This window comes from Serratia sp. YC16 (genome assembly GCF_009707615.1).
GTDB lineage: Bacteria > Pseudomonadota > Gammaproteobacteria > Enterobacterales > Enterobacteriaceae > Serratia > Serratia surfactantfaciens.
Map to the genome: position 1 here is coordinate 297,891 of NZ_WLYN01000004.1, position 22,691 is coordinate 320,581.

Genomic DNA, 22,691 nt, shown 5'->3' on the forward strand with positions numbered 1-22,691 from the left:
GGGCGCAGCCAGGCTGCGCCCGGCAACGTCAGGCCTGAGGGAAGCGCTGTTGCAGTTGCTGCCGGCTCGGCGGATTGGCTGCGCCGAGGCTGGCTACCACGCAGGCGGCGACCCGGTTGGCCAAATCGACTGCCTGCGGCAGCGGCCAGCCGGCGGACAGGCCCGCCAGCAAACCGGCGCAGTGGGCATCGCCCGCGCCGATGGTATCGACCACGTCCACCGGATAGGCGGGAACGTGCAGCGGCGGCGTGCGGCCATCGCAGATCCATGCGCCGTCGCGATCCAGGCGGCAAATCAGCGTCAGATTACGCGCGGCGGCATAGCGCTGCGCGGCTTCCACGGCGTCGCCGGCGCCGCACAACGTGGCCACCTCGTCGCGGTTGAGCGTCAGCAGGGTGTGGCTGTCGCTGAGCATGGCGAAGAAATCTTCGCTGAGCTGAGCGATGCGCGGGCCGGGATCGATCAGGCGCGGTTGGTCGAACGGCATACGCGTCAGCCACTCGCGCAGCGCCTCGCCGCTTTCGCCCGCCAGTTCGTAACCGCTGGCGTAGATCAGAGTGTGCTCCGCCAGCGGCAGCGTGGCCAGCTGCGCTTTATTCCACTGGCTTTCACAACCGGAAACCGTGATGAAGGTGCGTTCGCCGTTCGGTTCCACCAGCGCCAGGCACCAGCCGTTGTCCATCTGGCCGTGGCGCAACAGCACCTCCAGCCCGAGCTCGTCCATAGCGGCTTCGATCGCCGCGCCCCATTCGCCGTTGCCGACCGGCATGCCGTTGATCACCGGCGCCTCGAGGTGCACCAGCGCGCGCGCCACGTTGAACGCGCAGCCGCCGATTTGCCGCGCCTGCGGCTGGGCTTCGATATCTTCGCCGCTGGTCGGCAGGCGCGGCAGCGTCATCACCAGATCGCCGACCGCGCCCCCAATCACCAGGACAGGTGTTACAGCTTCCCACTCACTCATTGATGTTCTCTGCGTTGGGTCAGGTACAGACCGTAAGCGATCAGACTCACCGCAAACGACACAAACAGCCCCAGGCTGGAATCGGCGAACAAGCCTTTGGCCAGCGGGCCGTCGATAAAACCGGTTTTGGTGACCAGCAGGCCGCACAGGGCGCCGAGGAACCAGCAGAACAGCGGGGCTTTGCGCACGCCGCGGTTCTGGCCATGCAGGCCGTACAAAGCGTTGCCATCATACCCGTGGTGGCGGCGCAGGCACAGGTAATCGAGCAGGAAAATCGCCTCCCAGGCCGCCAGGAATACGCCGCAGAACACCAGGAAGGAGATGAACGGCCCCATAAAGTCGCCGGAGATGAACAGCACATACAGCGCGATGCCCAGCACCACTACGGCGTCGATCGACACCGCCAACCACTGTTTGACCTGCACGCCGATGGTCAGCAGGTTAAGGCTGGCGGAATACAGGCTGAGCACCGCGATGGTGATGATGCCGGCGGTGGCGGCCAGCAGATAAGGAATGGCCATCCAGGCGGGCAACACCGAGCCAATTAGCGCGATGGGGTTGGCGGCGCTGGCCAGATCGGGCAACTGCACGGAAAGCAGGATGCCGGCCAGCATCAGCAGCATCAGCGGCAAGCAGGCACCGCCCATCACTGCGGCGAAAATGCTTTTGCTCGAGGAGTTCGGGCTTTGATAGCGGCTGTAATCGGCGCCGGCGATCGCCCAACTGATGCCGGTGCCGGCGGCGATCACCGAGACCGCAGGCAGGAAGCCGGTTAACCAACTGCCGGAAGGCAGCGCCAGCACCTGGCTCCACTCGGTATTGAACAGGATATACAGCACCACGATCAGCGTCATGGTGCCGAAGATGCGGCTGAACCAGCTTTGCATCCAGACCACGGTATTTTGCCCCAGTAGGCTGACAACGATAGTGAGCCCGCCGAACAGCAGCAGGCTGAGCGCGGTCAGCAGGTGGCTGGTTCCGAGCCCGAAGGCCTCGAACAGCGCCGCCAGCGTCAGGGTGCCGGTGATCACGTTGACCGCTTCCCAACCCATCAGATTGATCCAACTGAACAGGGTCGGCGCCACGTTGCCCTTCAGGCCGAAAATCACCCGCGAGAGCGTCAACGTAGAGGTGCGCCCGCGCTTGCCGGCGAAGCTGGTGAGGCCGACCAGCACGAAACTGGCGACGCCGACCAGTGCGGCGAGTACCGATTGCAGGAATGACAAGCCGAAGCCGACGATGATGGCGCCGTACACCACGCCGAGAATGCCGATATTGGCTGCCGACCAGATCCAAAACAGCTCGATGGGCTTACCGGTTTGCTCTGCGTCCGGCACCCGGTCGATACCGGTGCTCTCTACCTTCCATGCTTCATTGCGATTGATATCGGTCATAGCAAATGATCCCTGTTGCGCAGGGCCGCGAGGGCCGCCGCAGTTGACTGAAAATCGATTCCGTTGGCGCGGTTGACACTGGCTATCCCGCGGTCGGGACAGGTGTCGATACCGCGCAGTGTATAGCGGCTGATGCCGCCAGGTCTGTCAAAGTGAGGGCGATGCCCGTCTTTTCGGGTGAGGCACGTCGGCCGCACGGCGCCAATGAGTGTAGTCAAAGAGTGGGTCTGCAGCGGGGGGGCGAAGCGGGAACGTTTCTATATGCCGACATCGATCCGTGTCGCCCGCCGCAAAGGGATCCTGTGATATGGCTATGAGCAGTGAGCAAGCTATCCATTAGCTCCGTTGCTTATTATAGGGCGTTTATGCTGACAGTATATACCCGCTGCCGACCATCAAGGGTATCCTTTAGGCGCGGCAGCGGGTTTTTTATTGTTTTTAAAGTGGGTCCCTGGTGTTGGTGCGATTGATGTATCAACATCAATAAGCACAGATTACGCGCGATCTAGATCCAATGAAAGTCCATTGAGCAAAAATTGTGATGTCACTCTGAAAACATTAGCGATATTTTAGTTATGGTGAAGGGCTTTGTCGCCGAACCGGCGATAGGATAACGGCGAACCAGGGACAAATGGCGAGACAAGAGGGTTGGCGAATGACGGATTTTATGGCCTGGTTGCGTGAACATCTGGCGCAGGGAACGGCGGCGCCGCGCTATATTCAGCTGGCGACGGCGATAGAAACCGCGATCAGACAGCAGGTGTTGGCGGCTGAGGCGTTTTTGCCGGCGGAACGGCAACTGGCTGAGGGCTTGACGCTGTCGCGCGTCACCGTCAGCAAAGCGATGAAACTGCTGGAGGAGAAGGGATTGATTTCGCGGCAGCAGGGCGTTGGCACCCGCGTGGCGATGCGTATCGGCTATTCCCTCGATAAGGACAGCGGCTTCACCGCGCAGGCGCTGCGTCACGGCAGCAGCGTCAGCAACCGCTGGCTGCTGCGTACCCGGGTCGGCGCGCCGGCCAAGGCCGCGGCGGCGCTGGGATTAACGGAAGGGGATGAGGTGGTCAAGCTGCGGCGTCTACGCTTGTTGAACGGCAGCCCGGTCTCGCTGGAAACCACCTATATCCCGCTGCGTTTCCTGCCTGAGCCGGCGCAGCTGGAGCACTCGCTGTATGCGTTATGGCAATCGCGCGGCATCGTGCCAGAGGATAAACACTTTTTGCTGAAGGCGGTGTCCTGCAGCGACGAGGTCGCCGAACTGCTGAACGTGCCGTGCGGCGCACCGCTGTTGCATATCACTCAGACCAGCCGTAACGCCAAGGGGGAGGCGCTGGAGTTCAGCGATATTTTGTGCCGCAGCGACGTATATGAATTCGAAGTGAACGGTTAGCGAAATAACCATGCTCTTTTTGTCACTAGTGCGTATAATCGCCGCCCGGCGATTAATTAACCTGTAAAAAGAGCGGCAGAATGAGCACCACCAGCCTGATCCAACCCGATCGTGAACTGTTTTCCTATAAGCCCTATTGGGCCGAATGTTTTGGCACCGCGCCGTTTTTACCGATGACGCGGGCAGAGATGGATCAACTGGGCTGGGACAGCTGCGACGTGATCATCATCAGCGGCGACGCCTATGTCGATCACCCGAGCTTCGGCATGGCGATCATCGGCCGCATGCTGGAAGCGCAGGGCTTCCGCGTCGGCATCATCGCGCAGCCGGACTGGAGCAACAAAGAAGACTTCATGCGGCTGGGCAAACCGAACCTGTTCTTCGGCATCACCGCCGGCAACATGGACTCGATGATCAACCGCTACACCGCTGATCGCAAACTGCGCCATGACGACGCCTACACCGCCGGCAACGTCAGCGGCAAGCGCCCGGATCGCGCGACCCTGGTCTACAGCCAGCGCTGTAAAGAAGCATACAAAGACGTGCCGATCGTGCTGGGCGGCATCGAAGCCAGCCTGCGCCGCATCGCCCACTACGATTACTGGTCGGATACCGTGCGCCGCTCGGTGCTGGTGGATTCCAAGGCCGACATGCTGATCTACGGCAACGGTGAACGCCCGCTGGTGGAAGTGGCGCATCGCCTGGCCGCCGGCGAGAAGATCGGCGATATCCACGATATCCGCAATACTGCGGTGATGCGTAAAGAAGCGCTGCCGGGCTGGAGCGGCGTGGATTCCACCCGCCTCGACAAGCCGGGTCGCATTGAGCCTATCCCAAACCCGTACGGTGACGACCTGCCTTGCGCCGACGGCGCCAAGCCGGCAGAGCCGGAAGCCAAACCGATCACCGTGCGCGCCGCCAAGCCGAAGCCGTGGGAGAAGACCTACGTGCTGCTGCCGTCCTTCGAGAAAGTGAAGGGCGACAAGGTGCTGTATGCGCACACCTCGCGCATTTTGCACCATGAAACCAACCCGGGCTGCGCCCGCGCGCTGATGCAAAAGCACGGCGATCGCTATGTGTGGATCAACCCGCCGGCGATCCCGTTGACCACGCCGGAGATGGACAGTGTCTTCGCCCTGCCTTATCAGCGCGTGCCGCATCCGTCCTATGGTCAGGATCGCATTCCGGCCTACGACATGATCCGCTTCTCGGTGAACATCATGCGCGGCTGCTACGGCGGCTGTTCGTTCTGTTCGATCACCGAGCACGAAGGGCGCATCATCCAGAGCCGTTCAGAAGATTCGATCATTCGCGAAATTGAAGAGATCCGCGACAAGGTGCCGGGCTTTACCGGCGTGATCTCCGATCTGGGCGGCCCGACCGCCAACATGTATATGCTGCGCTGCACCAACCCGCGCGCCGAACAGACCTGCCGCCGCGCCTCGTGCGTGTATCCGGAGATCTGCACCTACATGGATACCAACCACGAGCCGACCATCAAGCTGTATCGCCGCGCGCGTTCGCTGGAGGGCATCAAGAAGATCCTGATCGCCTCCGGGGTGCGTTACGATCTGGCGGTGGAAGATCCGCGCTATATCAAAGAGCTGGCGACCCACCACGTCGGTGGCTACCTGAAGATCGCGCCGGAGCACACCGAAGAAGGCCCGCTGTCGAAAATGATGAAGCCGGGCATGGGCAGCTACGATCGCTTCAAACAGCTGTTTGATCACTACTCGAAGCAGGCGGGCAAAGAGCAGTACCTGATCCCGTACTTCATCTCTTCGCATCCGGGCACCCGTGATGAAGACATGGTGAACCTGGCGCTGTGGCTGAAGAAGAACCGTTTCCGCCTCGATCAGGTGCAGAACTTCTATCCATCGCCGATGGCCAACTCGACCACCATGTACTACAGCGGCAAAAACCCGCTGAGCAAGGTGGGGTACAAGAGCGAAGACGTGGTGGTGCCGCGCGGCGATCGCCAGCGTCGTCTGCATAAGGCGCTGCTGCGTTACCACGATCCGGCCAACTGGGCGCTGATCCGCACCGCGCTGGAAGAGATGGGGCTGAAGCACCTGATCGGCAGCCGTCGCGATTGCCTGGTACCGGCGCCGAGCATCGATGAGCAGCGCGAAGCGAAACGTCTGCAGCGCCATACCCGTCCGGCGTTGACCAAACACACCGACATCAATCGGCAGCGCACGCCGTCCAACCGGCCGCCGCGCAAACCGATTCGCAAGGCCAAGCCGTAACGGCCAGGCTCACGGGCAAACAAAAAGGAGAACCCTCGGGTTCTCCTTTTTATTTACTTTGGTTCATCACAACCGTTCGTAAGCGGCTTCCACTTTCATCAAATGACGCGGCGCCTGCGGTGCGGGATGATATTTGCGCACGTGCCAGTTAAAGGCTTCCGGCGACAGGTTGTTAATCATCGCGATGGCCTGCTGACGGTTGCTGGAGAAGGTGCGCAGCAGCGCGCCGGTGCCGTTGACATAGGCGATGATGGTGGCGTAGCGCAGCGTGACGGGATTGGCGATCCCTTTAAGCTGTTGTTTTTGCAAGATGGCCAGATAGGCGGCGCCGAGATCGATATTGGTGTCAGGATCCCGCAGGTCATCGTCATCCGGGCAGCCGCGTTTCCCTTTGTAGCGATAGGCGTCGCAGCCGGCGGTATCGGCTTTCAGCTGCATCAGGCCGATCGCATTGGACTTGCTGACGGCGGCGGGGTTGAAGCCGGACTCCACCTGGATCATGGCGGTGATCAGCTTGGCGTCCACGCCGTATTCGCTGGCGGCGTCTTTGATGGCGCCATCAAAGGCGTGGCGATCGTAACTGACGCGCTGTTTCTTGCCGGCGCAGCCCGCCAGCACCAGCATGAAGCAAAGCATGCCCAGCCGTGACCAGTGTGAGAAAGAGGGTTTCATGGTGCTCCGTGCTTGTCTGTTTTTTAACGGCGTTAACCGGCGGCCGGGGTCTCCGACGTTGTCATCATAACGTCAGGCAATGGAAGGGAGCAATGCGCGGAAAGGAAAAGCCCTCTTCGGCGAAGAGGGCTTGGGGAGGGATTACAGGGTATCCGGATCCGGCCCGAGGCGGTTGCCGACGTCCAGTTTGGCGATCTCGCCCAGTTCGTCCTTATCGAGTTTGAAATCAAACACCTCGAAGTTTTCGCGAATGCGCGACGGCGTGACCGATTTCGGGATCACGATGAGGCCGCTGTCCAGGTGCCAGCGCACCACGATCTGCGCCGGCGTTTTCTCGTATTTTTCGGCCAGCGCCTTGATCAACGGCTGGTCGAACACCCCTTCGCCGCCTTGCGCCAGCGGGCTCCAGGATTCGGTGGCGATGTGATGGGTGGCGTTCCAGGCGCGCAGCTGGCGCTGTTGCAGCAGCGGGTGCAGTTCGATCTGATTGACCACCGGCGCTACGTTGGTTTCATCCAGCAGGCGCTGTAGGTGCGGCGTATGGAAGTTGCACACGCCGATGCTTTTCACCAAGCCTTGATCGCGCAGCTTGATCAGTTCGCGCCAGGCGGAGACGTATTGATCCTGCTGCGGGCGCGGCCAGTGGATCAGATACAGATCCACATAGTCCAGCTTGAGTTTTTCCAGGCTGGTTTCCAGCGCCGCCAGCGGATCGCCCTGATCGTCGTTCCACAGCTTGGTGGTGATGAACAGGTCGCTGCGCGGCAGCGAGCTGGCCTGCAGCGCGGCGCCCACGCCTTCCTCGTTCTTGTAGATCGCGGCGGTATCGATGGAGCGGTAACCGATCTCCAGCGCTTTGCTCACCGCGCGGGTGGTCTCTTCAATACTCGCCTGCCAAACGCCGAGACCCAACTGCGGCATCAGATTACCATCGTGGAGTTTGATGATGGGTTGTTGCGTTGTCATGCGCTTCTCCTTGTGTACGGATTGCGGCGCCTGCGGCGCCGAAACGGCTATAGATAAATTCTAGTTGGCAAAATGGGCGGTTGCCGGGTTTGCCAGCCTAATTTCAGCGGTGACGGGAGGGCGACTTTCTCCCCGCTCTCCCTGCGAATGAGCGGTAAGACGGGTGGTACGAAACGATCGGCGGCGCATTGAGGCGCCCGGCGATCGGCCGGGCGCAGGATGCCAGACGGAGACTAAAGCCTAGCAAAAAATCGCCGTTTTGCGATCAACGAGCTGCTTCGTAAATGCGGCGGCTGACGTCCAGGGTGATGTCCTGGTGCTCGCCTAAGGCGGTCATGCCGTGCTGATGCAGCTTGTCGAGCAGCGCCGGAATGCTGCTGCCGTCGAGCCCATAATCCGCCATGCGGGTCGGCACGCCCATTTGTTCGAAGAAGGCGCGGGTGGCGGCGATGGCGCCGTCGATGCGGCTCTCTTCGCTGCCTTCGCGCAGGCCCCAGACGCGTTCAGCGTACTGCAGCAGTTTTTCGCGCTTCTGCGCTTTCTTCTCGTGCAGCAGCTCAGGCAGCACGATGGCCAGCGTTTGCGCATGGTCGAGATCGTGCATGGCGGTCAGCTCGTGGCCCAGCATGTGAGTCGCCCAGTCCTGCGGCACGCCGGCGCCGATCAGGCCGTTCAGCGCCATGGTGGCGCTCCACATCACGTTGGCGCGCACCGCATAGTTTTCCGGCTCGGCCAGCGCGCGCGGGCCGTCTTCCAGCAGGGTCAGCAGCAGGCCTTCGGCGAAACGATCCTGCACCTTGGCATCGACCGGGTAGGTCAAATACTGTTCCAGGGTGTGTACGAAGGCGTCGACCACGCCATTGGCTACCTGGCGCGGCGGCAGCGAGTAGGTCACCACCGGATCCAGCACGGCGAAGCGCGGCTGCACCAGCGGCGAGAAGAAGTGCTGCTTGTCGCCGCTGCTTTTACGAGTGATCACGGCACCGCTGTTGGATTCTGAACCGGTGGCCGGCAGCGTCAGCACGCAGCCCATCGGCACCGCGTCGGTGATGTGGCTGCCGACGGTTTGCAGAATGTGCCAGGCGTCGCTGCTGGCCGTATAGCGGGCGGCGGCGGCGATGAACTTGGTGCCGTCAACCACTGAACCGCCGCCGACCGCCAGCAGGAAATCGATGTTTTCCGCTTTCACCACCTCGACCGCTTTCATCAGCGTTTCGTAGGTCGGGTTAGGCTCGATGCCGGAGAACTCCCGCACGTCGCGGCCGGCCAGCGCGCTATGCACCTGATCCAGCACGCCGTTTTTCTTTACGCTGCCGCCACCGTAGGTGATCAGGATGCGTGCGTCCGCCGGGATCTGGCCGGCCACGTCGGCAATTTGCTCCTTGCCGAACAGGATTTTGGTTGGGGTATGCAGAATGAAGTTTTGCATGGCTGATTTCTCTCTTTCTGTCAGGCGGGCGCCAAAGCGGCGCAAAGGTGTTTGGCCCGTATTGTCAGGAACCGGGCGGCAACGCACAATGCATATTCCTGTCGGGTTCTTGCCTATTCCTACAAGTCGCTGTAGAAATAGAGAGTTTTAAATTATTATTTATGCCGAATCGTTCTGACTGTAAGAGGGTGTTTCCGTGATTGAAATCGATGCGCTGCGCGGCCGCATGGCGCGCCAGGCGATGGCTATCGCCAGCGGCAATGGCTACACGTCGTCGCCGGTGCCGCGGGTGAAGATTTTGTATGTCGATCGCCACAGTCCGCGTCAGCCGGTGATGTATGAACCGGGGATCGTCATCGTTTTTCAGGGGCACAAGGTCGGTTATTGCGGCAATAAGAAGTTCCAATACGATCCGCGCAACTACCTGCTGATGACGGTGCCGCTGCCGTTTGAATGCGAAACCTTCGCCAGCCCGGAACTGCCGCTGGTTGGGTTGGCGGTCAATATCGATACCCAAATGCTGCAGGACTTGCTGATCGACATCGGCGACGACGACTACCTGATGCAACCGCGGGCGGAGAGCAACGGGGTGAACCTGGCGGAAATGACGGAAGAGTTGCTGTGCGCCACCGAGCGTCTGCTGGACGTGATGGCCAATCCGCTCGACGCCCGGGTGCTGGGGCCGCAGATCGTACGGGAGATTCTCTACTATGTGCTGCGCGGCGCCTGCGGCGCCTCGCTGCAGGAACTGGTGAATCGCCATACCCACTTCAGCCAGATCGCCAAGGCGCTGCGACGCATAGAAAATCAGTATGCTGACAATCTCAACGTCGAGCAGCTGGCCGGCGAAGTCAATATGAGCGTGTCGGCGTTCCATCACAACTTCAAGGCGGTGACCAACACTTCGCCGCTGCAGTATGTGAAGTCGTACCGGCTGCACAAGGCGCGCCTGCTGATGGTGCATGACGGCCTGAAGGCCAGCACCGCGGCGATCCGCGTCGGCTACGAAAGCGCGTCGCAGTTCAGCCGCGAGTTCAAACGGCTGTTCGGCATGACGCCGAGCGACGAAGTCGCCCGGCTGCGCGACGCCAACCCGCTGCTGCTGGAGGGGTGAGTCGCCGCCGGGCGGCGAGTTATGGGGTCAATACGATCTTGCCGAACGGCCCGCGATCGAGGTGATCCAACGCCTGGGGCAGTTGATCTAAGCGGTATACCTGATCGATCACCGGCTGCAGTTTAACGGCGTCCACGGCGCGCACCAGGTCTTCCAGCGCGCGGCGGTGGCCGACGCCGATGCCCTGAATCACTGCGGATTTCAATAGCAATGGGCCGGCGGGGGCGGAGATTTCGCTGCCTTCCAGGATGCCGATTACCGAGATACGTCCTCCCACCGCCACGGCGCGCACCGAGTTGCCGAGATTGGTGCCGCCCACGGTATCCACCACATGGTCGATGCCGCGATCCTGGGTCAGCTGATAGACCTTCTCCACCCAGTCGCCATGCAGACGATTGATGCCGTGGTCGGCGCCCAGCGCCTTGGCGCGCGCCAATTTTTCGTCGCTGCCGGAAGTGACATACACCTCGGCACCCTGCGCTTTGGCGATCTGCAGCGCGAACAGCGCCACGCCGCCGGTGCCTTGTACCAATACCGAGTCGCCGGCGCGCAGTCTGCCTTGCTCCACCAGTGCGAACCAGGCGGTCAGCCCGGCGCACGGCAAGGTGCTGGCCTGGGCATCGTCCAGCGACGCCGGCGCCGCCACCAGCCAATCTTCATGCAGTATCACGTATTCCGCCAGCACGCCCTGATAAAAACCGCCGAGGGTGTGATAAGGCACCCGGCGCGCATCGCCGTAGGGTTTTTGCTCGCCGTCGAGCCAACCGGGGCTGAAGGTGGAAATGACGCGCGCGCCGGGCTGAAAGCGGCTGACGCCGGGACCGATGGCATCGACCTCGCCGGCCATGTCCGAGGCAGGAGTGAACGGCTGCGGCAGCGTGAGCCCCATGCCGCTTTCTATCATCAGTTTGTCACGGTAATTGAGTGAGATAGCCTTCACTTTCACTCTGATTTCGTGCGGTCCCGGCTGTGGGATGGCGCTTGCGCTCAGCTGCAGGTGCTCACGCCCCAGGGCGCTCATCGTCCAGCGTTGCATGGTGTTGGTCATGATGTTCTCCAAAGTCAGCGATTAACAGACCTGCCGATAATATCGTTGATAAAGGTTCGCCAGTGGCGATAAGATTTCCGCAGATTGTTTCTTTCAGAGCGACAAATCATGAGCGATCGGTTGAGCGGCATTTCGGTATTCGTTATCGCCGTGGAGGCGGGCAGTTTTGCAGTGGCGGCCAGCCGGCTGCATCTTTCGCGTTCGGCGGTCGGCAAAACCATCGCCCGGTTGGAGCAGCGGCTGGGGGTGCGGCTGTTTCATCGCACCACGCGCAGCCAGAGCCTGACCGACGACGGTGCGCTGTTCTACGAGCGTTGCCTGCGGGCGCTGGAGGAGATCCGCGGCGCAGAAACGCTGCTGGAGTCGGGAAAACGACAGGTCAGCGGCCGGCTGCGAGTGTCGATGCCGGTGCTGTTTGGCCGCATGTGCATTGCGCCGCTGCTGACCGAACTGACGCGCGAGCATCCTGGGTTGGAGTTGGAGCTGTCGTTCAGCGATCGGGTGGTGGACCTGATTGAGGACGGTTTCGATATGGCGATTCGCAACGGTACACTGGCCAACAGCAGCGGCTTGGTGGCGCGGCGTATCGGCGATCACCGCATGGCGCTGTGCGCCTCGCCGGCCTATCTGCAGCGTCGCGGCGAACCGCATAACATCGAGCAGTTGGCGCAGCATGAGGCGGTGACCTACATGCGCGCCGGCGCGCGGCGCAGCTGGCGGGTGCTGGACGAAGGCGGCAAGCCGCAGGAGGTGATGCCGAACAACCGGCTGCAGATGGACGACCTGCAGGCCATTGCGGATGCGGCGACGGCAGGATTCGGTATCGCCTGGCTGCCGTGCTGGCTGGTGCGTGAACAGCTGCTGAGCGGGGCGTTGGTGCGTTTGCTGCGCGATCGGCCGGGTGCGGCCTTTGAAGCGCATGCGGTATGGCCGCACACGCCCCATCTGCCGCTGAAGGTGCGGCTGGCGGTGGATACGCTGGTGAGCAAGTTGCCCCCCAGCCTGGCGCTGGTCGAAAAGGCGCTATAACGCGCCGGGCTTAAGACGAGGCGGCGCGCTTCTTGCGCCAGATCACCAACATGGCGCCCAATAAGCCGACGAACAGCAGCAGCAGCGGCAGCAACATCAAGCCGGTCATCACCTGACTTTCGTGGCGTTTCACCAGCGGGATTTGGCTGAAAGCGTAGCCGAGGCCCACCAGCGCACAGACCCAGATCGCCGCGCTCAGCCAGTTGAACACCTGAAAGCGCGAGCTATTGAGCCCGGAAATGCCGGCCATGGTTGGCAGCAGCGTGCGCACGAAACCGAGGAAGCGGCCGATCAGCAGCGCCGTCAGCCCATGGCGGTTGAACAGGCTGTGCGCGCGCTGGTGGTATTGCGCCGGCAACTGCAGCAGCCAGCCTTTTACCAGGCTGGTATGGCCCAGCCAGCGGCCCTGGATATAACTCAGCCAGCAGCCGAGGCCGGCGGCGGCGGTCAAAATCAGCAGAGTGGGGGCAAAGCCCATCACGCCTTTGGCGATCAGCGCACCCGACAGCAGCAGCAGGCTGTCGCCGGGGAGGAAGGAGGCGGGCAGCAGTCCGTTTTCCAAAAACAGGGTGGTGAAAAGCACGGCGTAAACCACCCAAATCACGCTTGGATCGGCGAGGGCGACAAAGTCCTGCTGCCAAAGCGCATGAATAATCTCTCGTAATACATCCATTTTATGTCCTGTTGCATGCCGGTTGCGCCCGGGGTCACGTTCTCCAGGATGCGGCGGTTACCGTATCTGACAGTTACCCGGTTAGTGTACCGCTAATAGCTTAAGCCGACATTAAACGAGACGAAGAAAATTACCGGAATCCGCCTTAGCGCACGCCACTGAGGCGATCGAAACCGGCGGCCAGATCGGCGATCAGGTCTTCGACGTTCTCCAGGCCGATGTGTAAGCGCACCAGCGTGCCGGAGAAGTCGACGCCGCCCGCCGGGCGGATCGCTTCCAGTTCTTCCGGTTGGTTGGCCAGGATCAGCGACTCGAAGCCGCCCCAGGAGTAGGCCATGCTGAAGTGGCTGAAGTTGTCCAGGTAAGCGGCCAACTGCGTATCGTCCAGCCGTTCCTTCAGCACGAAAGAGAACAGTCCGTTGCAGCCGCTGAAGTCGCGGCGGTAGAACTCGTGGCCCTTGCAGCTCGGCAGGGCCGGATGATTGACCGTCGCCACCTCCGGCCGCGCGGCCAGCCAGTTGGCTACCTCGATGCTGCTGCGTTCGTGCTGTTTCAGCCGCACGCTCAGGGTGCGCAGGCCGCGGCTCGCCATGTAGGCGGTGTCGGCATCCACCATCTGCCCCATCAGATAGGAGTACTCGCGCAGTTGGTCCCAACAGCGTGCGTTGGCGACGGCGGTACCGAGCATGTAATCGGAATGGCCGATCAGGTACTTGGTGCCGGCCTGAATAGAAATGTCGATGTCGAAATCCAGCGCCTTGAACAGCACGCCCGCCGCCCAGGTGTTGTCGATCATGATCACCACGTCCGGCGCCACGGCGCGAATGGCCTGCACCATGGCCGGGATATCCTGCACTTCCAGGGTGATGGAACCGGGGGACTCAAGGAACACCACGCGAGTATTGGGTTGGATCAGATTGGCGATGTCGGCGCCGATCAGCGGATCGAAATAGGTGGTGCTGACGTTCATGCGGCCGAGGATATGGGTGCAGAAATCCTGGGTCGGCTCGTACACCGAGCCTGTGACCAGCAGGTGATCGCCGGCGCCGACGAACGACAGGATCGCATTGGCCACCGCCGCCGCGCCGCAAGGGTACAGCACGCAGCCGGCACCGCCCTCAAGCTCCACCATCGCATCCTGCAGCGCAAAGTGGGTCAGGGTACCGCGTCGGCCATAAAACAGCTCGCCGTGGGCGCGCTGTGCGGTGGCGTGTTTTTTGGCGGCGACGGAGTCGAAGACCAGGGAAGAGGCGCGTTGCGTAACGGGATTGACGGAGCCCTGGGTGTAGCGTTTGCCGCGGCCGGCGCCGATCAGCGTGGTTTCGATGTGTTTTGACGTCATGGTACCTGGCTCACCTCTGGTTGCTCTGCACGTGCCCGTTTGCGATAGCCCTTACGTTAGCATGAGTTAATATAGCCATCCAGACGTTTTAACTTCTGGATATAGAAACGGCTATAATTGGCTGCCGGTCACGCATTTCTCGCGTCATCCTTCTGCCGAGTGGGAAGAGAGAAGCCCATTCCTCGGCTGAGGCGCCGTTCGGCAGCGTGGTCTTGTTGCACCGTTGTGGGATAAAAGTAACGAAATCGCCCTATAAAAGGGGCTTTTAGCGCTGAACGGACGCGGATTGGCACTTTGCGGCAAGGCTGTCTAAAATTTTCTCGTTTATTTGGTAAATAATAATGAGAACTACTATCAATCCCCGGTTGGTTTGATATGATCGCACGCTGAATTATTCCTTAATTTTGATCGGTAATGGGTGGAGGCACAGCGTGAAAACGGCTGGCAAGAATTTAAATCAAGGATCGTTCGGTCAGGGCCGGGCGCAGTGGGGCAAGGCCTTTGGCCGCAGCCTGATGGCTTCTATGGTGCTGGTCGTGGGGCTGGCCGGCAGCGCGCAGGCCGCGCCGGCGACCAACCCGGCCGTTACCGAAAGCGTTGCGCCGAGCACCGCGCCTGCGCCGGCAGCCGCTGCGCCTGAGAGCATCACGCCGGTGAACCCGGCACCAACGATCCAACCACCGGAAACTCGCGGCATGGACCTGTCCGTCTGGGGCATGTATCAGCACGCCGACGCGGTGGTGAAAGCGGTGATGATCGGCCTGGTGTTGGCCTCGATCGTGACCTGGACCATTCTATTCTCCAAGGGCAGCGAACTGCTGCGCGCCAAGCGCCGTCTGCGCCGCGAACAGCTGACGCTGGCCGAAGCGCGTTCTCTGGATGAAGCCTCCGAACTGGCGCAAAACTTCTCACCGGAGAGCGTCAGCGCGGTATTGCTGAACGACGCGCAAAATGAGCTGGAGCTGTCTGCGGAATCCAACGACAACAACGGCATCAAAGAGCGCACCGGTTTCCGCCTCGAGCGCCGCGTAGCGGCCTACAGCCGCAACATGGGCCGCGGCAACGGTTTCCTGGCCACCATCGGCGCCATCTCGCCGTTCGTCGGTCTGTTCGGTACCGTGTGGGGCATCATGAACAGCTTCATCGGCATCGCCCATTCGCAGACCACCAACCTGGCGGTCGTGGCGCCGGGCATCGCGGAAGCGCTGTTGGCGACCGCACTAGGTCTGGTCGCGGCTATCCCTGCCGTCGTTATCTACAACATCTTCGCTCGCGTCATCAGCGGCCATCGCGCCCAGGTGGGCGACGTAGCGGCACAGGTCTTGCTGCTGCAGGGCCGTGATTTGGATCTGGCCGCGACGGCGGAAGCCAAGCGCTCACAGCACGCACACCAACTGCGGGCGGGGTGAGTCATGGCGATGCGCTTAAATGAAGATCTGGACGACAGCGGCGAACTGCATGAAATCAACGTAACGCCGTTTATCGACGTCATGTTGGTGCTGTTGATCATCTTTATGGTGGCCGCGCCGCTGGCAACGGTAGATATCCGCGTCGATCTGCCGGCCTCCTCCGCCAAGCCGCAGCCGCGGCCGGAGAAACCGGTGTTCCTGTCGGTGAAGGCCGACAAGCAGCTCTACGTCGGCGATCAGCCGGTGAATGCCGATCAGCTGACTTCGGTGCTGGATCAACGCACTCAGGCGAACAAAGAAACCACCATCTTCTTCCAGGCGGACAAGAGCGTGGACTATGAAACGCTGATGAGCGTGATGGACACCCTGCGTAAAGCCGGCTACCTGAAAGTGGGGCTGGTGGGCATGGAAGGCGCCGCCAAATAGCGGGCTGATGAAACAGAAAAGGGCGCTTCGGCGCCCTTTTTTACTGGTTCAGAGATATCACTCTCCGGCCAACAAAGCCCGGGAACCGGCATGGCGCCAGCGGATACGGCCCGGCAGATAAAGCGCGTTCTGTTCCAGCGGCCGCTCGTCGATCAGTGCGGTGACTTGGTCGAAGCTATATTGCGCCAACGCCCGGCAGTCCTGTGCGACGGTGTCGATCTTCAGCGTCATGCAGTCGAACAGGTAGTGATCGTCGAAGCTGCACAGGTGGATGTCGCTCTCCATCAGCTGATGTTGAGTCAGATAACGCAATACCCCTTCCAACAGGCCGCAGGCGGCGGTAAACAGCGCTTTGGGCGGCCGCCCCAACTGTGCGCAAAGCTGAGCGAACATCTCGTAACCTGAGCTGGGATGATAGTTGCCGTTGATGATCCATTCCGGTTTGCACGTTATGCCGGCGCGCTGCAGGCCAAGCTGGAAACCGGCCAGCCGATCGCGGGTCGGCGAAATGCGCGGCTGCCCGCCGAGAAAATAGATCTCGTCCGGATGTTGGCGCGCGACCTTTTCCACCAGGTCGGCGGTCGAGTTGACCGAATCGGTGATCACCAGCGGCAGTTCGGAACCGGCGATCAGACGATCCATCTGCACCACCGGCAGCCCGGCGTTGATCTTCTGGTATTCGGCATCGTTCAACTGGCTGGAGGCGACGATCAAGCCGTCCACATGCCGCTGCACCAGACTGTTCACCGCCATCATTTCCTGCGCTGGGTTTTCATCGGTGCAGGCGATCAACAGCTGCAGCCCGGCTTCGCGGCATAGCGTTTCCAGCTCGCGCGAAATCACCGCAAAACCGTAGTTGGTCATCTCCGGTACGACCAACCCCAGCGTGTGGCTGCGGTTGGAGCGCAAAGAGCGGGCGTGGATGCTGGGCTGATAATGGTGTTCGTGCGCCAGCGCCAGAATGCGATCGCGGGTGTCGTCGGACACCCGGTATTCCTTGCTGCGGCCGTTCAGCACCAGGCTGGCGGTCGATTTCGACACCCCGGCCAGCGTGGCGATGTCACTGATGGTAATGCGTTTATTTTTTTTCACTGACGCCATCTGAAGTCATCGGAGGATGCGTCATTCTAGCATGCATGGCGTCAGCGGCCAGTATTCCAACGCCAGCGGCGCGCTCCCGCACAGCCGCAGTTGCGGCTCACCAGCCGGGAAGTAGCGTGCGCTCATCACCGCCTCGCCATGATTGATGAAAATCTCCACGCTGGAACGATCGAACAGCAGTTGCAGATGCGTGACCGGGCCGCGCCAGTAACGGTGCTCCGGCCGGCCGTCGGCCAGGGAAGCTCGCGTCAGCTGCAGCCTTTCGCCGTCCCAGTTCAGCGTCATCGCGTCGCCAAAGGTTGCGTTGAACGGGCCCTGTGGCGTTAATTGCAGCTCTGCCGCGCCCAGTGCGTAGACGGGGGCGTCATCGGCGCGCCCCTGCCAGCATGTTGGTTCGCCGCGCAGCTGTTGCAGCTCGCGTGCCGGGCGCTGGTGGAGGCGGCCATGCTGCAGCAACAGCTCGCGCGGGCAGGTCATGGTGTGGAGCCAGCCGTAAAGGCGCGTCGGATGGGCTTCTTCATCTTGTTCGGGTACGCCCATCCAGCCGAACATCAGGCGGCGACCATCTTCCGCCAGCGTTGTCTGCGGCGCATAAAACTCGAAGCCGGCGTCCAGTTCGCGAAATTCGCCGTGACGGAAGGCTGCCTGCTGGTAATCCAGCTTGCCGAGCAGATAACCGGCCTGATAGCGATTGAGGTAACGTTCCGGCTGCGGCGTCAGTCCCTGCGGGCAGCAGATCAACACCTCGTCACCGTCCAACGAGAACAGATCCGGGCACTCCCACATGTAGCCGAATTCACTCAGACCGTTCAGGCCGGAACCGGCGATTTCTCCCAGCGCTTGCCAGTCGCGCAGATCGCTGGAACGACATAGCAGCACCTTACCGCGATCCTGCAAGTCACGTGCGCCGAGCACCATGTACCAGTCATTTTGATGACGCCACACTTTCGGATCGCGTACGTGACCGCTGTAGCCCTCCGGCAGCGGCAGCACCGGCCCGAGTTTGCGATATTCGCCCCGCTCGCTTTCCTGAGCCAGGCATTGGTAGGCGGTGCGTGAGCCGTCTGGGAATTTCACGTTGCCAGTGTAGATCAGCGTGATTTTGTCTTCCGCCACCACGGCCGAGCCGGAGTAACAGCCGTGGCTGTCGTAACAGGCGCCGGGCGCCAGGGCGATCGGCTGGTGCTCCCAATGCAGTAAATCGGCTGACTGCCAGTGTCCCCAGCATTTGTTGCGGTGATCGCAACCCAGCGGATTCCACTGATAAAACAGATGATAAATGCCGTTGTGCTGGATAAAGCCGTTGGGATCGTTCAGCAGGCCAACGCTGGGTGCCAGATGCCAGTCCGGTCGGTGCGGATCGCGCCGCGCGAGCGGCTGGCCGTTCATTAACGCCCGCATTGCCTGCTTGATTAAGCTGAGTTCTTCCATCATTGCGCGTCCGTTTTGTATTTCAGCAATAGGGAGAGGACAAAGGCGCTGCCAAAGGCGATCGCCAGACCAATGATATAGCTGACCAGAGAACTGGCCTGCACGATCGCCATGCCGGGGATCGCCGTCAGCCCGACCGCGTTCATGCCGACATGGTTGGCCACCACCCAGGCACCGCCGAGCGCTCCGCCCGCCAGCGCCGCCAGAAACGGTTTCACGAAGCGCAGGTTGATGCCAAACAGCGCCGCCTCGGTGATGCCGAGCATGGCGGAAAAGGCCGAAGGTACCGCAATAGCTTTGATTTTGGCGTCGCGGGTTTTGAAATAAACCGCCAGACAGGCGCCGCCCTGAGCGATGTTGGCCATCGACCAGATCGGCAGCAGGAAGTTGACGCCGATATTGGGGTTGCCGAGCAGCCCGGCCTCTACCGCGTGGAAACTGTGGTGGATGCCGGTGATGACGATAGCGGAATAGAGACCGCCGAACAGCAGCCCGGCGAACCACCCCGCATGGACAATCAGCGTGCTGAGCACGAAGGAGATGCCGTCGCCCAGCGCCCGACCGGCGGGGCCGATAAACAGCAGGGCGACAAAGCCTGAGATGACCACCGTCAGGAACGGCGTCAGGATCAGATCGAGCGCGTTGGGGATCACCTTGCGCAGGCGTTTTTCCAACAGGCTCATGAACCATACCGTCAGCAGCACCGGGAACACGGTGCCCTGATAGCCGATCATGGCGATTTCCAGACCGAAGAGGTTCATGGTGTGGAACCCTCCGGCGACGCCCCAGGCGTTGGTCAACGCCGGATGTGTCAAAATGCCGCCGAGCGTGGCGCCCAGATAAGGGTTGCCGCCGAATTCGCGTGCGGCGGTGAAACCGATCAGAATCGGCAGGATAATGAACGCCGCCGAGCTGAACATATCCAGCATGATGAACAACGCACTGTCGGCATCGGCCCAGCCGTAGGTTTTCACCATGCCGAGCAGCCCCATTAACAGACCGGAAGCGACGATCGCCGGGATGATTGGCACGAAGATGTTCGACAGCAGGCGGGCGATGCGCTGCAGCGGGTTGAGTTTTTTCGCCGCGATATCGGCGGCTTCGGCCTTGCTGGATTCGCTGACGCCTGCCGCCTTGATGAATTCCGCATGCACCTTGTTGACCAGCCCGGTGCCGAAGATCACCTGGATCTGGCCAGCGTTGCTGAAGCAGCCTTTGACGCCGTCCAGTTTGCCGATGGCCTCTTTGTCCACCTTGCTGTCGTCCACCAGCACCAGGCGTAAGCGCGTGGCGCAGTGGGCGGCGCTGGCGATGTTCTCTTTACCGCCGAGCAGCGGCAACAGCGCGTTGGCGGTTGCGGTAATGTCCATGTTGTCCCCTTGCTAAATTAAAATGTCGCCGTGCAGTTTGCGGCGCAATTCCGTGAATCGGTGTCAGAAGAAATACTTGAATCTGGCGCGCACGCCGTAACGCTGGTCGTTGTCGCCGTTGGCGATCTTGTTCTCGGCGTTGGCTTCCAGCAGCGAAACATAGGCGCCTAAATACACATTGAAATTCTTCATATTCATAATATTAGGTATCTGATACGACGCATGAACGGTGTGGATGTCGTAGTTGCCCGGCTCGCTGAGCGGATTGTGGATATCGGCGGCGATCCCGGCGGTATTGAACTCTTGGATGTTGTTATGGGCATAGATATAACCCAGTTCGAAGCGCCGCCACAGCACGTTAACGCCAGCGGTAAAGTCTTGCTCGCCTGACGCATCCAGATAGGCGGTGCTCAGGTTGGCCACCATGCCGTTATCCGGATCGGCCGCGTTGGTGTTCCAGCTCATGGTCATGCCGTAGCCGTTGCGCTTCGATTGATCGACGAAGCGGCCCTGGCTGTCCTGATAGCCGTAGGCATTATTCACCACGTTGCTTTCCATCGCCGCCGCGATGCTGAAGGCATCTTTCTTCCAGGCGATCACCGGGCGCAAATAGGCGACGTTTTTCTTATTGTCCAGCGCATTGCCGTGGTAGCTGCTGTCCTGGAACAGCGAAGTGCCGTCTTCCACCAGCGTGTTCAGTTCGAAATAGACATCCCCGGCGTATTTGCTCAACATCAGGTTCCCGCCGCTGCTGCTGCGGCCACGGCCTTCTTTCATCATATAGATATAGCCAAAGCCGTCAGCGTACAGATCGTTGGCGGTATTGCCGGAGTATTGAATGAAGGTGTCCTGATTCAGCGGGAACATGTCGTAGGCTTCGAAGCGGCCGATTTTGGTTTGCCAGTTCTTTTCATTGCCGAAGAAGAAAGCTGCGTCGTCCAGGTTCATTTTGCCGGTCATGTCCGCCAGCGGCTGGACGCTGAAGCCGGAAAAGTTGCCGCCCGGATTGCGGCGATAGCCGTCCAGCCCCACCAGAATGCGGCCGTTGATATCCCAGCGCTCTTTGTTGCCGGGTTTCCAATCCTTGTGATCGCTGCCTTTCAACGACGTCAACTGGCCGCTGCGGCTGGCGCCGTCCAGATTGAACTCCACGTCGCCGTACAGCTTCAGATCGTTGAAGCCGTTCAGTTTCAGCGCGCCGGTCGAGGGAGATTGCGTTTCCGGCGCGGCGGCACGTTGCGCGACCTGAGCGGTTTGCCTTTCGGTGTTGGCGGTGCGCTGTTCCAGCTGTTGCGCCCGACGTTCAGCCGCCGTGGCGCGGGTTTCTGCCTGTGTGGCGCGCCGTTCCGCCTGCGCCAGACGTTGCTCCAGCGCGTTGAGACGCGCCTCGATACTGTTGCCGCTCGAGGCCGCTGCGTTGGAAGCGGAGAGGAAAAGCCCTGTTGTTATCGCCAAATAGCTGAGTTTTTTCATCATCGTCTATCATCCGGGAAGGGTTGTTATTATTTTTTGCTAAATTGCTAAACCGGTTTTTCAAGGCGAAAGATAGCGATCGAGAAGCGGACTGGCAATCAAGTTTGCTAACCCGATTCAGCTATTGTGATCGAGTACGCAAATCGTGGGCTAAAAGACCACGGCGCTAAGGAGAGCGCCGTGGACGCAGAGAGTCAACGCAGGAAAGCAGCCAACTCGTCGGCGCAGGGCAGGGCGGTCATGGCGCCTTTGGCGGTGGTGGCCAGCGCGCCGCAGGCCTGAGCCTGGGCGATGATCGCCGACCATTGTGCTTCTTGCGGCAATTCGTGAAGACGTGCCAGCGCCGCTAACAGCCCGGCGACGAAGGCATCGCCGGCGCCGGTGGTATCTACCGGCACGACAGGCGGCGCGGGGAAATGGCGCAGACGATGCCCATCGTGTACGCAGACGCCATCGCCGCCCAGCGTTACCAGCAGCAGGCGCAGCGGATAGGTTTGCATCATCCAGCGAATGGCGTTCTCCAGATCGTCAAGATGGCTGATAAAAGCCAGCTCTTCGCGCGACAGTTTCACCACGTCCGCCAGCAGCAGCGCCTTTTGCAGACAGGGGCGCAGCGCTTCCGGCTGGCGCCAGACCTCTTCGCGGATGTTGGGATCGAAACTGACCCGGCCACCGGCCGCCCGGATGCGTTCCATCGCGGCAAAGGCCGCGCTGCGGCTGGGTTCCTGAGAGAGCGCGATGGAGCAGAGGTGCAGCCATTCCCCCTGTTGGAAAACCGGCAGATCGTCGGGCTGCAAAAACAGATCGGCGCTGGGCTGCACCATAAACGTGAATGAACGCTCACCCTGCTGATCGAGATCCACCACGACCGTGGAGGTGTGATGTTCGGGATCCGGCCGCATATGGCCGATATCCACCCCTTCATCGCTTAGCACCTGCTGCAAAAAGGCGCCGAAGCTGTCTTGCCCCACCCGGCCGATAAAGGCGCTGTCGCCACCGAGGCGGGCGATACCTACCGCCACGTTAGCCGGCGCGCCACCGGGGCATTTGAGATAGCCGTTGGCATTTTCCGGCACCAGGTCGATCACGGCGTCGCCCAGTACCCATACGCGATTCATCATGCATAATCCCTGTTTTTGTCCTTGTTAGATGGGTTGCTAAAATAGAAGAACCGGTTTAGCAAGGCAATGAAATAATGCGTTAAGGTGTTTGGA

The 22,691-nt window shown here is 61.0% G+C and carries 19 protein-coding genes; 6 read left to right on the forward strand and 13 right to left on the reverse strand.

All coding sequences use genetic code 11. The features are described 5' to 3' along the window. Positions 1–28: 28 nt before the first annotated feature. Together GKN89_RS15730 and GKN89_RS15735 are read right to left on the reverse strand one after the other, a co-directional pair. Complete coding sequence (locus GKN89_RS15730) at positions 29–961, reverse strand: PfkB family carbohydrate kinase (protein ID WP_154747316.1); 933 nt, start codon at positions 959–961, stop codon at positions 29–31. After that, entirely contained in the window at positions 958–2,355 is a 1,398-nt protein-coding gene (locus tag GKN89_RS15735; RefSeq protein ID WP_154747317.1) for a cytosine permease, read from the reverse strand. Before GKN89_RS15735 ends, GKN89_RS15730 begins: the two co-directional genes overlap by 4 nt. Before the next feature lie 655 nt (positions 2,356–3,010). Between GKN89_RS15735 and GKN89_RS15740 the strand changes: the two genes are divergently transcribed. Both GKN89_RS15740 and GKN89_RS15745 read left to right on the forward strand, forming a co-directional pair. Beyond that, positions 3,011–3,745, forward strand: coding sequence for a GntR family transcriptional regulator (locus GKN89_RS15740; protein WP_074055063.1), 735 nt, complete (start codon positions 3,011–3,013; stop codon positions 3,743–3,745). 80 nt (positions 3,746–3,825) lie between these two features. Continuing rightward, positions 3,826–5,994: a YgiQ family radical SAM protein gene (locus tag GKN89_RS15745; RefSeq protein WP_019453050.1), complete on the forward strand. Its 2,169-nt coding sequence runs from the start codon at positions 3,826–3,828 to the stop codon at positions 5,992–5,994. A gap of 66 nt (positions 5,995–6,060) precedes the next feature. Here the strand turns inward: GKN89_RS15745 and GKN89_RS15750 are convergent, their stop codons facing one another. The 3 genes from GKN89_RS15750 to yqhD form a co-directional block, all read right to left on the reverse strand. Beyond that, positions 6,061–6,666 (reverse strand): transglycosylase SLT domain-containing protein, encoded by a 606-nt coding sequence (locus GKN89_RS15750; RefSeq protein WP_154747318.1) that lies wholly within the window; start codon positions 6,664–6,666, stop codon positions 6,061–6,063. Between the two features lie 141 nt (positions 6,667–6,807). Then, positions 6,808–7,632 (reverse strand): 2,5-didehydrogluconate reductase DkgA, encoded by an 825-nt coding sequence (dkgA, locus tag GKN89_RS15755; RefSeq protein WP_019453048.1) that lies wholly within the window; start codon positions 7,630–7,632, stop codon positions 6,808–6,810. 265 nt (positions 7,633–7,897) lie between these two features. Then, positions 7,898–9,061 carry an alcohol dehydrogenase gene (gene yqhD / locus GKN89_RS15760; RefSeq protein WP_154747319.1) on the reverse strand — a complete coding sequence of 388 codons (1,164 nt, stop codon included), beginning with the start codon at positions 9,059–9,061 and terminating at the stop codon, positions 7,898–7,900. 226 nt (positions 9,062–9,287) lie between these two features. On the opposite strand from yqhD, the gene GKN89_RS15765 reads away from it, so the two are divergent. Next, a complete protein-coding gene (locus GKN89_RS15765; protein ID WP_154747344.1) occupies positions 9,288–10,175 on the forward strand; it encodes an AraC family transcriptional regulator in 888 nt (295 codons plus the stop codon). Positions 10,176–10,194: 19 nt separating this feature from the next. On the opposite strand, the gene GKN89_RS15770 is transcribed toward GKN89_RS15765, so the two are convergent. Then, the gene (locus GKN89_RS15770) at positions 10,195–11,223 is read right to left on the reverse strand and encodes an NAD(P)-dependent alcohol dehydrogenase (protein ID WP_063918735.1); all 1,029 of its coding nucleotides are present in this window, start codon (positions 11,221–11,223) and stop codon (positions 10,195–10,197) included. Between the two features lie 108 nt (positions 11,224–11,331). Here GKN89_RS15770 and GKN89_RS15775 point away from each other — a divergent pair, with 108 nt between their 5' ends. Continuing rightward, complete coding sequence (locus GKN89_RS15775) at positions 11,332–12,252, forward strand: LysR family transcriptional regulator (protein WP_154747320.1); 921 nt, start codon at positions 11,332–11,334, stop codon at positions 12,250–12,252. A gap of 10 nt (positions 12,253–12,262) precedes the next feature. Here the strand turns inward: GKN89_RS15775 and GKN89_RS15780 are convergent, their stop codons facing one another. Continuing rightward, entirely contained in the window at positions 12,263–12,925 is a 663-nt protein-coding gene (locus tag GKN89_RS15780) for a DedA family protein (RefSeq protein ID WP_019453043.1), read from the reverse strand. A gap of 145 nt (positions 12,926–13,070) precedes the next feature. Continuing rightward, positions 13,071–14,267: a cystathionine beta-lyase gene (gene metC / locus GKN89_RS15785; protein ID WP_019453042.1), complete on the reverse strand. Its 1,197-nt coding sequence runs from the start codon at positions 14,265–14,267 to the stop codon at positions 13,071–13,073. Between the two features lie 431 nt (positions 14,268–14,698). On the opposite strand from metC, the gene exbB reads away from it, so the two are divergent. Both exbB and exbD read left to right on the forward strand, forming a co-directional pair. After that, positions 14,699–15,676 carry a tol-pal system-associated acyl-CoA thioesterase gene (exbB, locus tag GKN89_RS15790; protein WP_019453041.1) on the forward strand — a complete coding sequence of 326 codons (978 nt, stop codon included), beginning with the start codon at positions 14,699–14,701 and terminating at the stop codon, positions 15,674–15,676. 3 nt (positions 15,677–15,679) lie between these two features. Then, a complete protein-coding gene (exbD, locus tag GKN89_RS15795) occupies positions 15,680–16,102 on the forward strand; it encodes a TonB system transport protein ExbD (RefSeq protein ID WP_004937307.1) in 423 nt (140 codons plus the stop codon). Positions 16,103–16,159: 57 nt separating this feature from the next. On the opposite strand, the gene GKN89_RS15800 is transcribed toward exbD, so the two are convergent. The 5 genes from GKN89_RS15800 to GKN89_RS15820 form a co-directional block, all read right to left on the reverse strand. Next, complete coding sequence (locus GKN89_RS15800) at positions 16,160–17,203, reverse strand: LacI family DNA-binding transcriptional regulator (RefSeq protein WP_154747322.1); 1,044 nt, start codon at positions 17,201–17,203, stop codon at positions 16,160–16,162. A 21-nt stretch (positions 17,204–17,224) separates the two neighbouring features. Then, complete coding sequence (locus tag GKN89_RS15805; RefSeq protein ID WP_063918738.1) at positions 17,225–18,634, reverse strand: sucrose-6-phosphate hydrolase; 1,410 nt, start codon at positions 18,632–18,634, stop codon at positions 17,225–17,227. Beyond that, positions 18,634–20,004, reverse strand: coding sequence for a sucrose-specific PTS transporter subunit IIBC (locus GKN89_RS15810; RefSeq protein WP_063918739.1), 1,371 nt, complete (start codon positions 20,002–20,004; stop codon positions 18,634–18,636). Before GKN89_RS15810 ends, GKN89_RS15805 begins: the two co-directional genes overlap by 1 nt. A gap of 63 nt (positions 20,005–20,067) precedes the next feature. Beyond that, positions 20,068–21,477 (reverse strand): carbohydrate porin, encoded by a 1,410-nt coding sequence (locus tag GKN89_RS15815; protein WP_063918755.1) that lies wholly within the window; start codon positions 21,475–21,477, stop codon positions 20,068–20,070. A 194-nt stretch (positions 21,478–21,671) separates the two neighbouring features. Continuing rightward, positions 21,672–22,598, reverse strand: coding sequence for an aminoimidazole riboside kinase (locus GKN89_RS15820; protein ID WP_154747323.1), 927 nt, complete (start codon positions 22,596–22,598; stop codon positions 21,672–21,674). Positions 22,599–22,691: the final 93 nt, after the last annotated feature.

Coding starts and splice junctions, on each gene's coding strand:
- GKN89_RS15765 (WP_154747344.1), top strand. CDS start 9,288: ATGGCGCGCCAGGCGATGGCTATCGCCAGCGGCAATGGCTACACGTCG.
- GKN89_RS15800 (WP_154747322.1), bottom strand. CDS start 17,203: ATGGCGTCAGTGAAAAAAAATAAACGCATTACCATCAGTGACATCGCC.
- GKN89_RS15805 (WP_063918738.1), bottom strand. CDS start 18,634: ATGGAAGAACTCAGCTTAATCAAGCAGGCAATGCGGGCGTTAATGAAC.
- exbD (WP_004937307.1), top strand. CDS start 15,680: ATGGCGATGCGCTTAAATGAAGATCTGGACGACAGCGGCGAACTGCAT.
- dkgA (WP_019453048.1), bottom strand. CDS start 7,632: ATGACAACGCAACAACCCATCATCAAACTCCACGATGGTAATCTGATG.
- GKN89_RS15815 (WP_063918755.1), bottom strand. CDS start 21,477: ATGAAAAAACTCAGCTATTTGGCGATAACAACAGGGCTTTTCCTCTCC.
- GKN89_RS15735 (WP_154747317.1), bottom strand. CDS start 2,355: ATGACCGATATCAATCGCAATGAAGCATGGAAGGTAGAGAGCACCGGT.
- yqhD (WP_154747319.1), bottom strand. CDS start 9,061: ATGCAAAACTTCATTCTGCATACCCCAACCAAAATCCTGTTCGGCAAG.
- GKN89_RS15775 (WP_154747320.1), top strand. CDS start 11,332: ATGAGCGATCGGTTGAGCGGCATTTCGGTATTCGTTATCGCCGTGGAG.
- metC (WP_019453042.1), bottom strand. CDS start 14,267: ATGACGTCAAAACACATCGAAACCACGCTGATCGGCGCCGGCCGCGGC.
- GKN89_RS15745 (WP_019453050.1), top strand. CDS start 3,826: ATGAGCACCACCAGCCTGATCCAACCCGATCGTGAACTGTTTTCCTAT.
- GKN89_RS15780 (WP_019453043.1), bottom strand. CDS start 12,925: ATGGATGTATTACGAGAGATTATTCATGCGCTTTGGCAGCAGGACTTT.
- GKN89_RS15730 (WP_154747316.1), bottom strand. CDS start 961: ATGAGTGAGTGGGAAGCTGTAACACCTGTCCTGGTGATTGGGGGCGCG.
- GKN89_RS15740 (WP_074055063.1), top strand. CDS start 3,011: ATGACGGATTTTATGGCCTGGTTGCGTGAACATCTGGCGCAGGGAACG.
- GKN89_RS15770 (WP_063918735.1), bottom strand. CDS start 11,223: ATGACCAACACCATGCAACGCTGGACGATGAGCGCCCTGGGGCGTGAG.
- GKN89_RS15810 (WP_063918739.1), bottom strand. CDS start 20,004: ATGGACATTACCGCAACCGCCAACGCGCTGTTGCCGCTGCTCGGCGGT.
- GKN89_RS15750 (WP_154747318.1), bottom strand. CDS start 6,666: ATGAAACCCTCTTTCTCACACTGGTCACGGCTGGGCATGCTTTGCTTC.
- GKN89_RS15820 (WP_154747323.1), bottom strand. CDS start 22,598: ATGATGAATCGCGTATGGGTACTGGGCGACGCCGTGATCGACCTGGTG.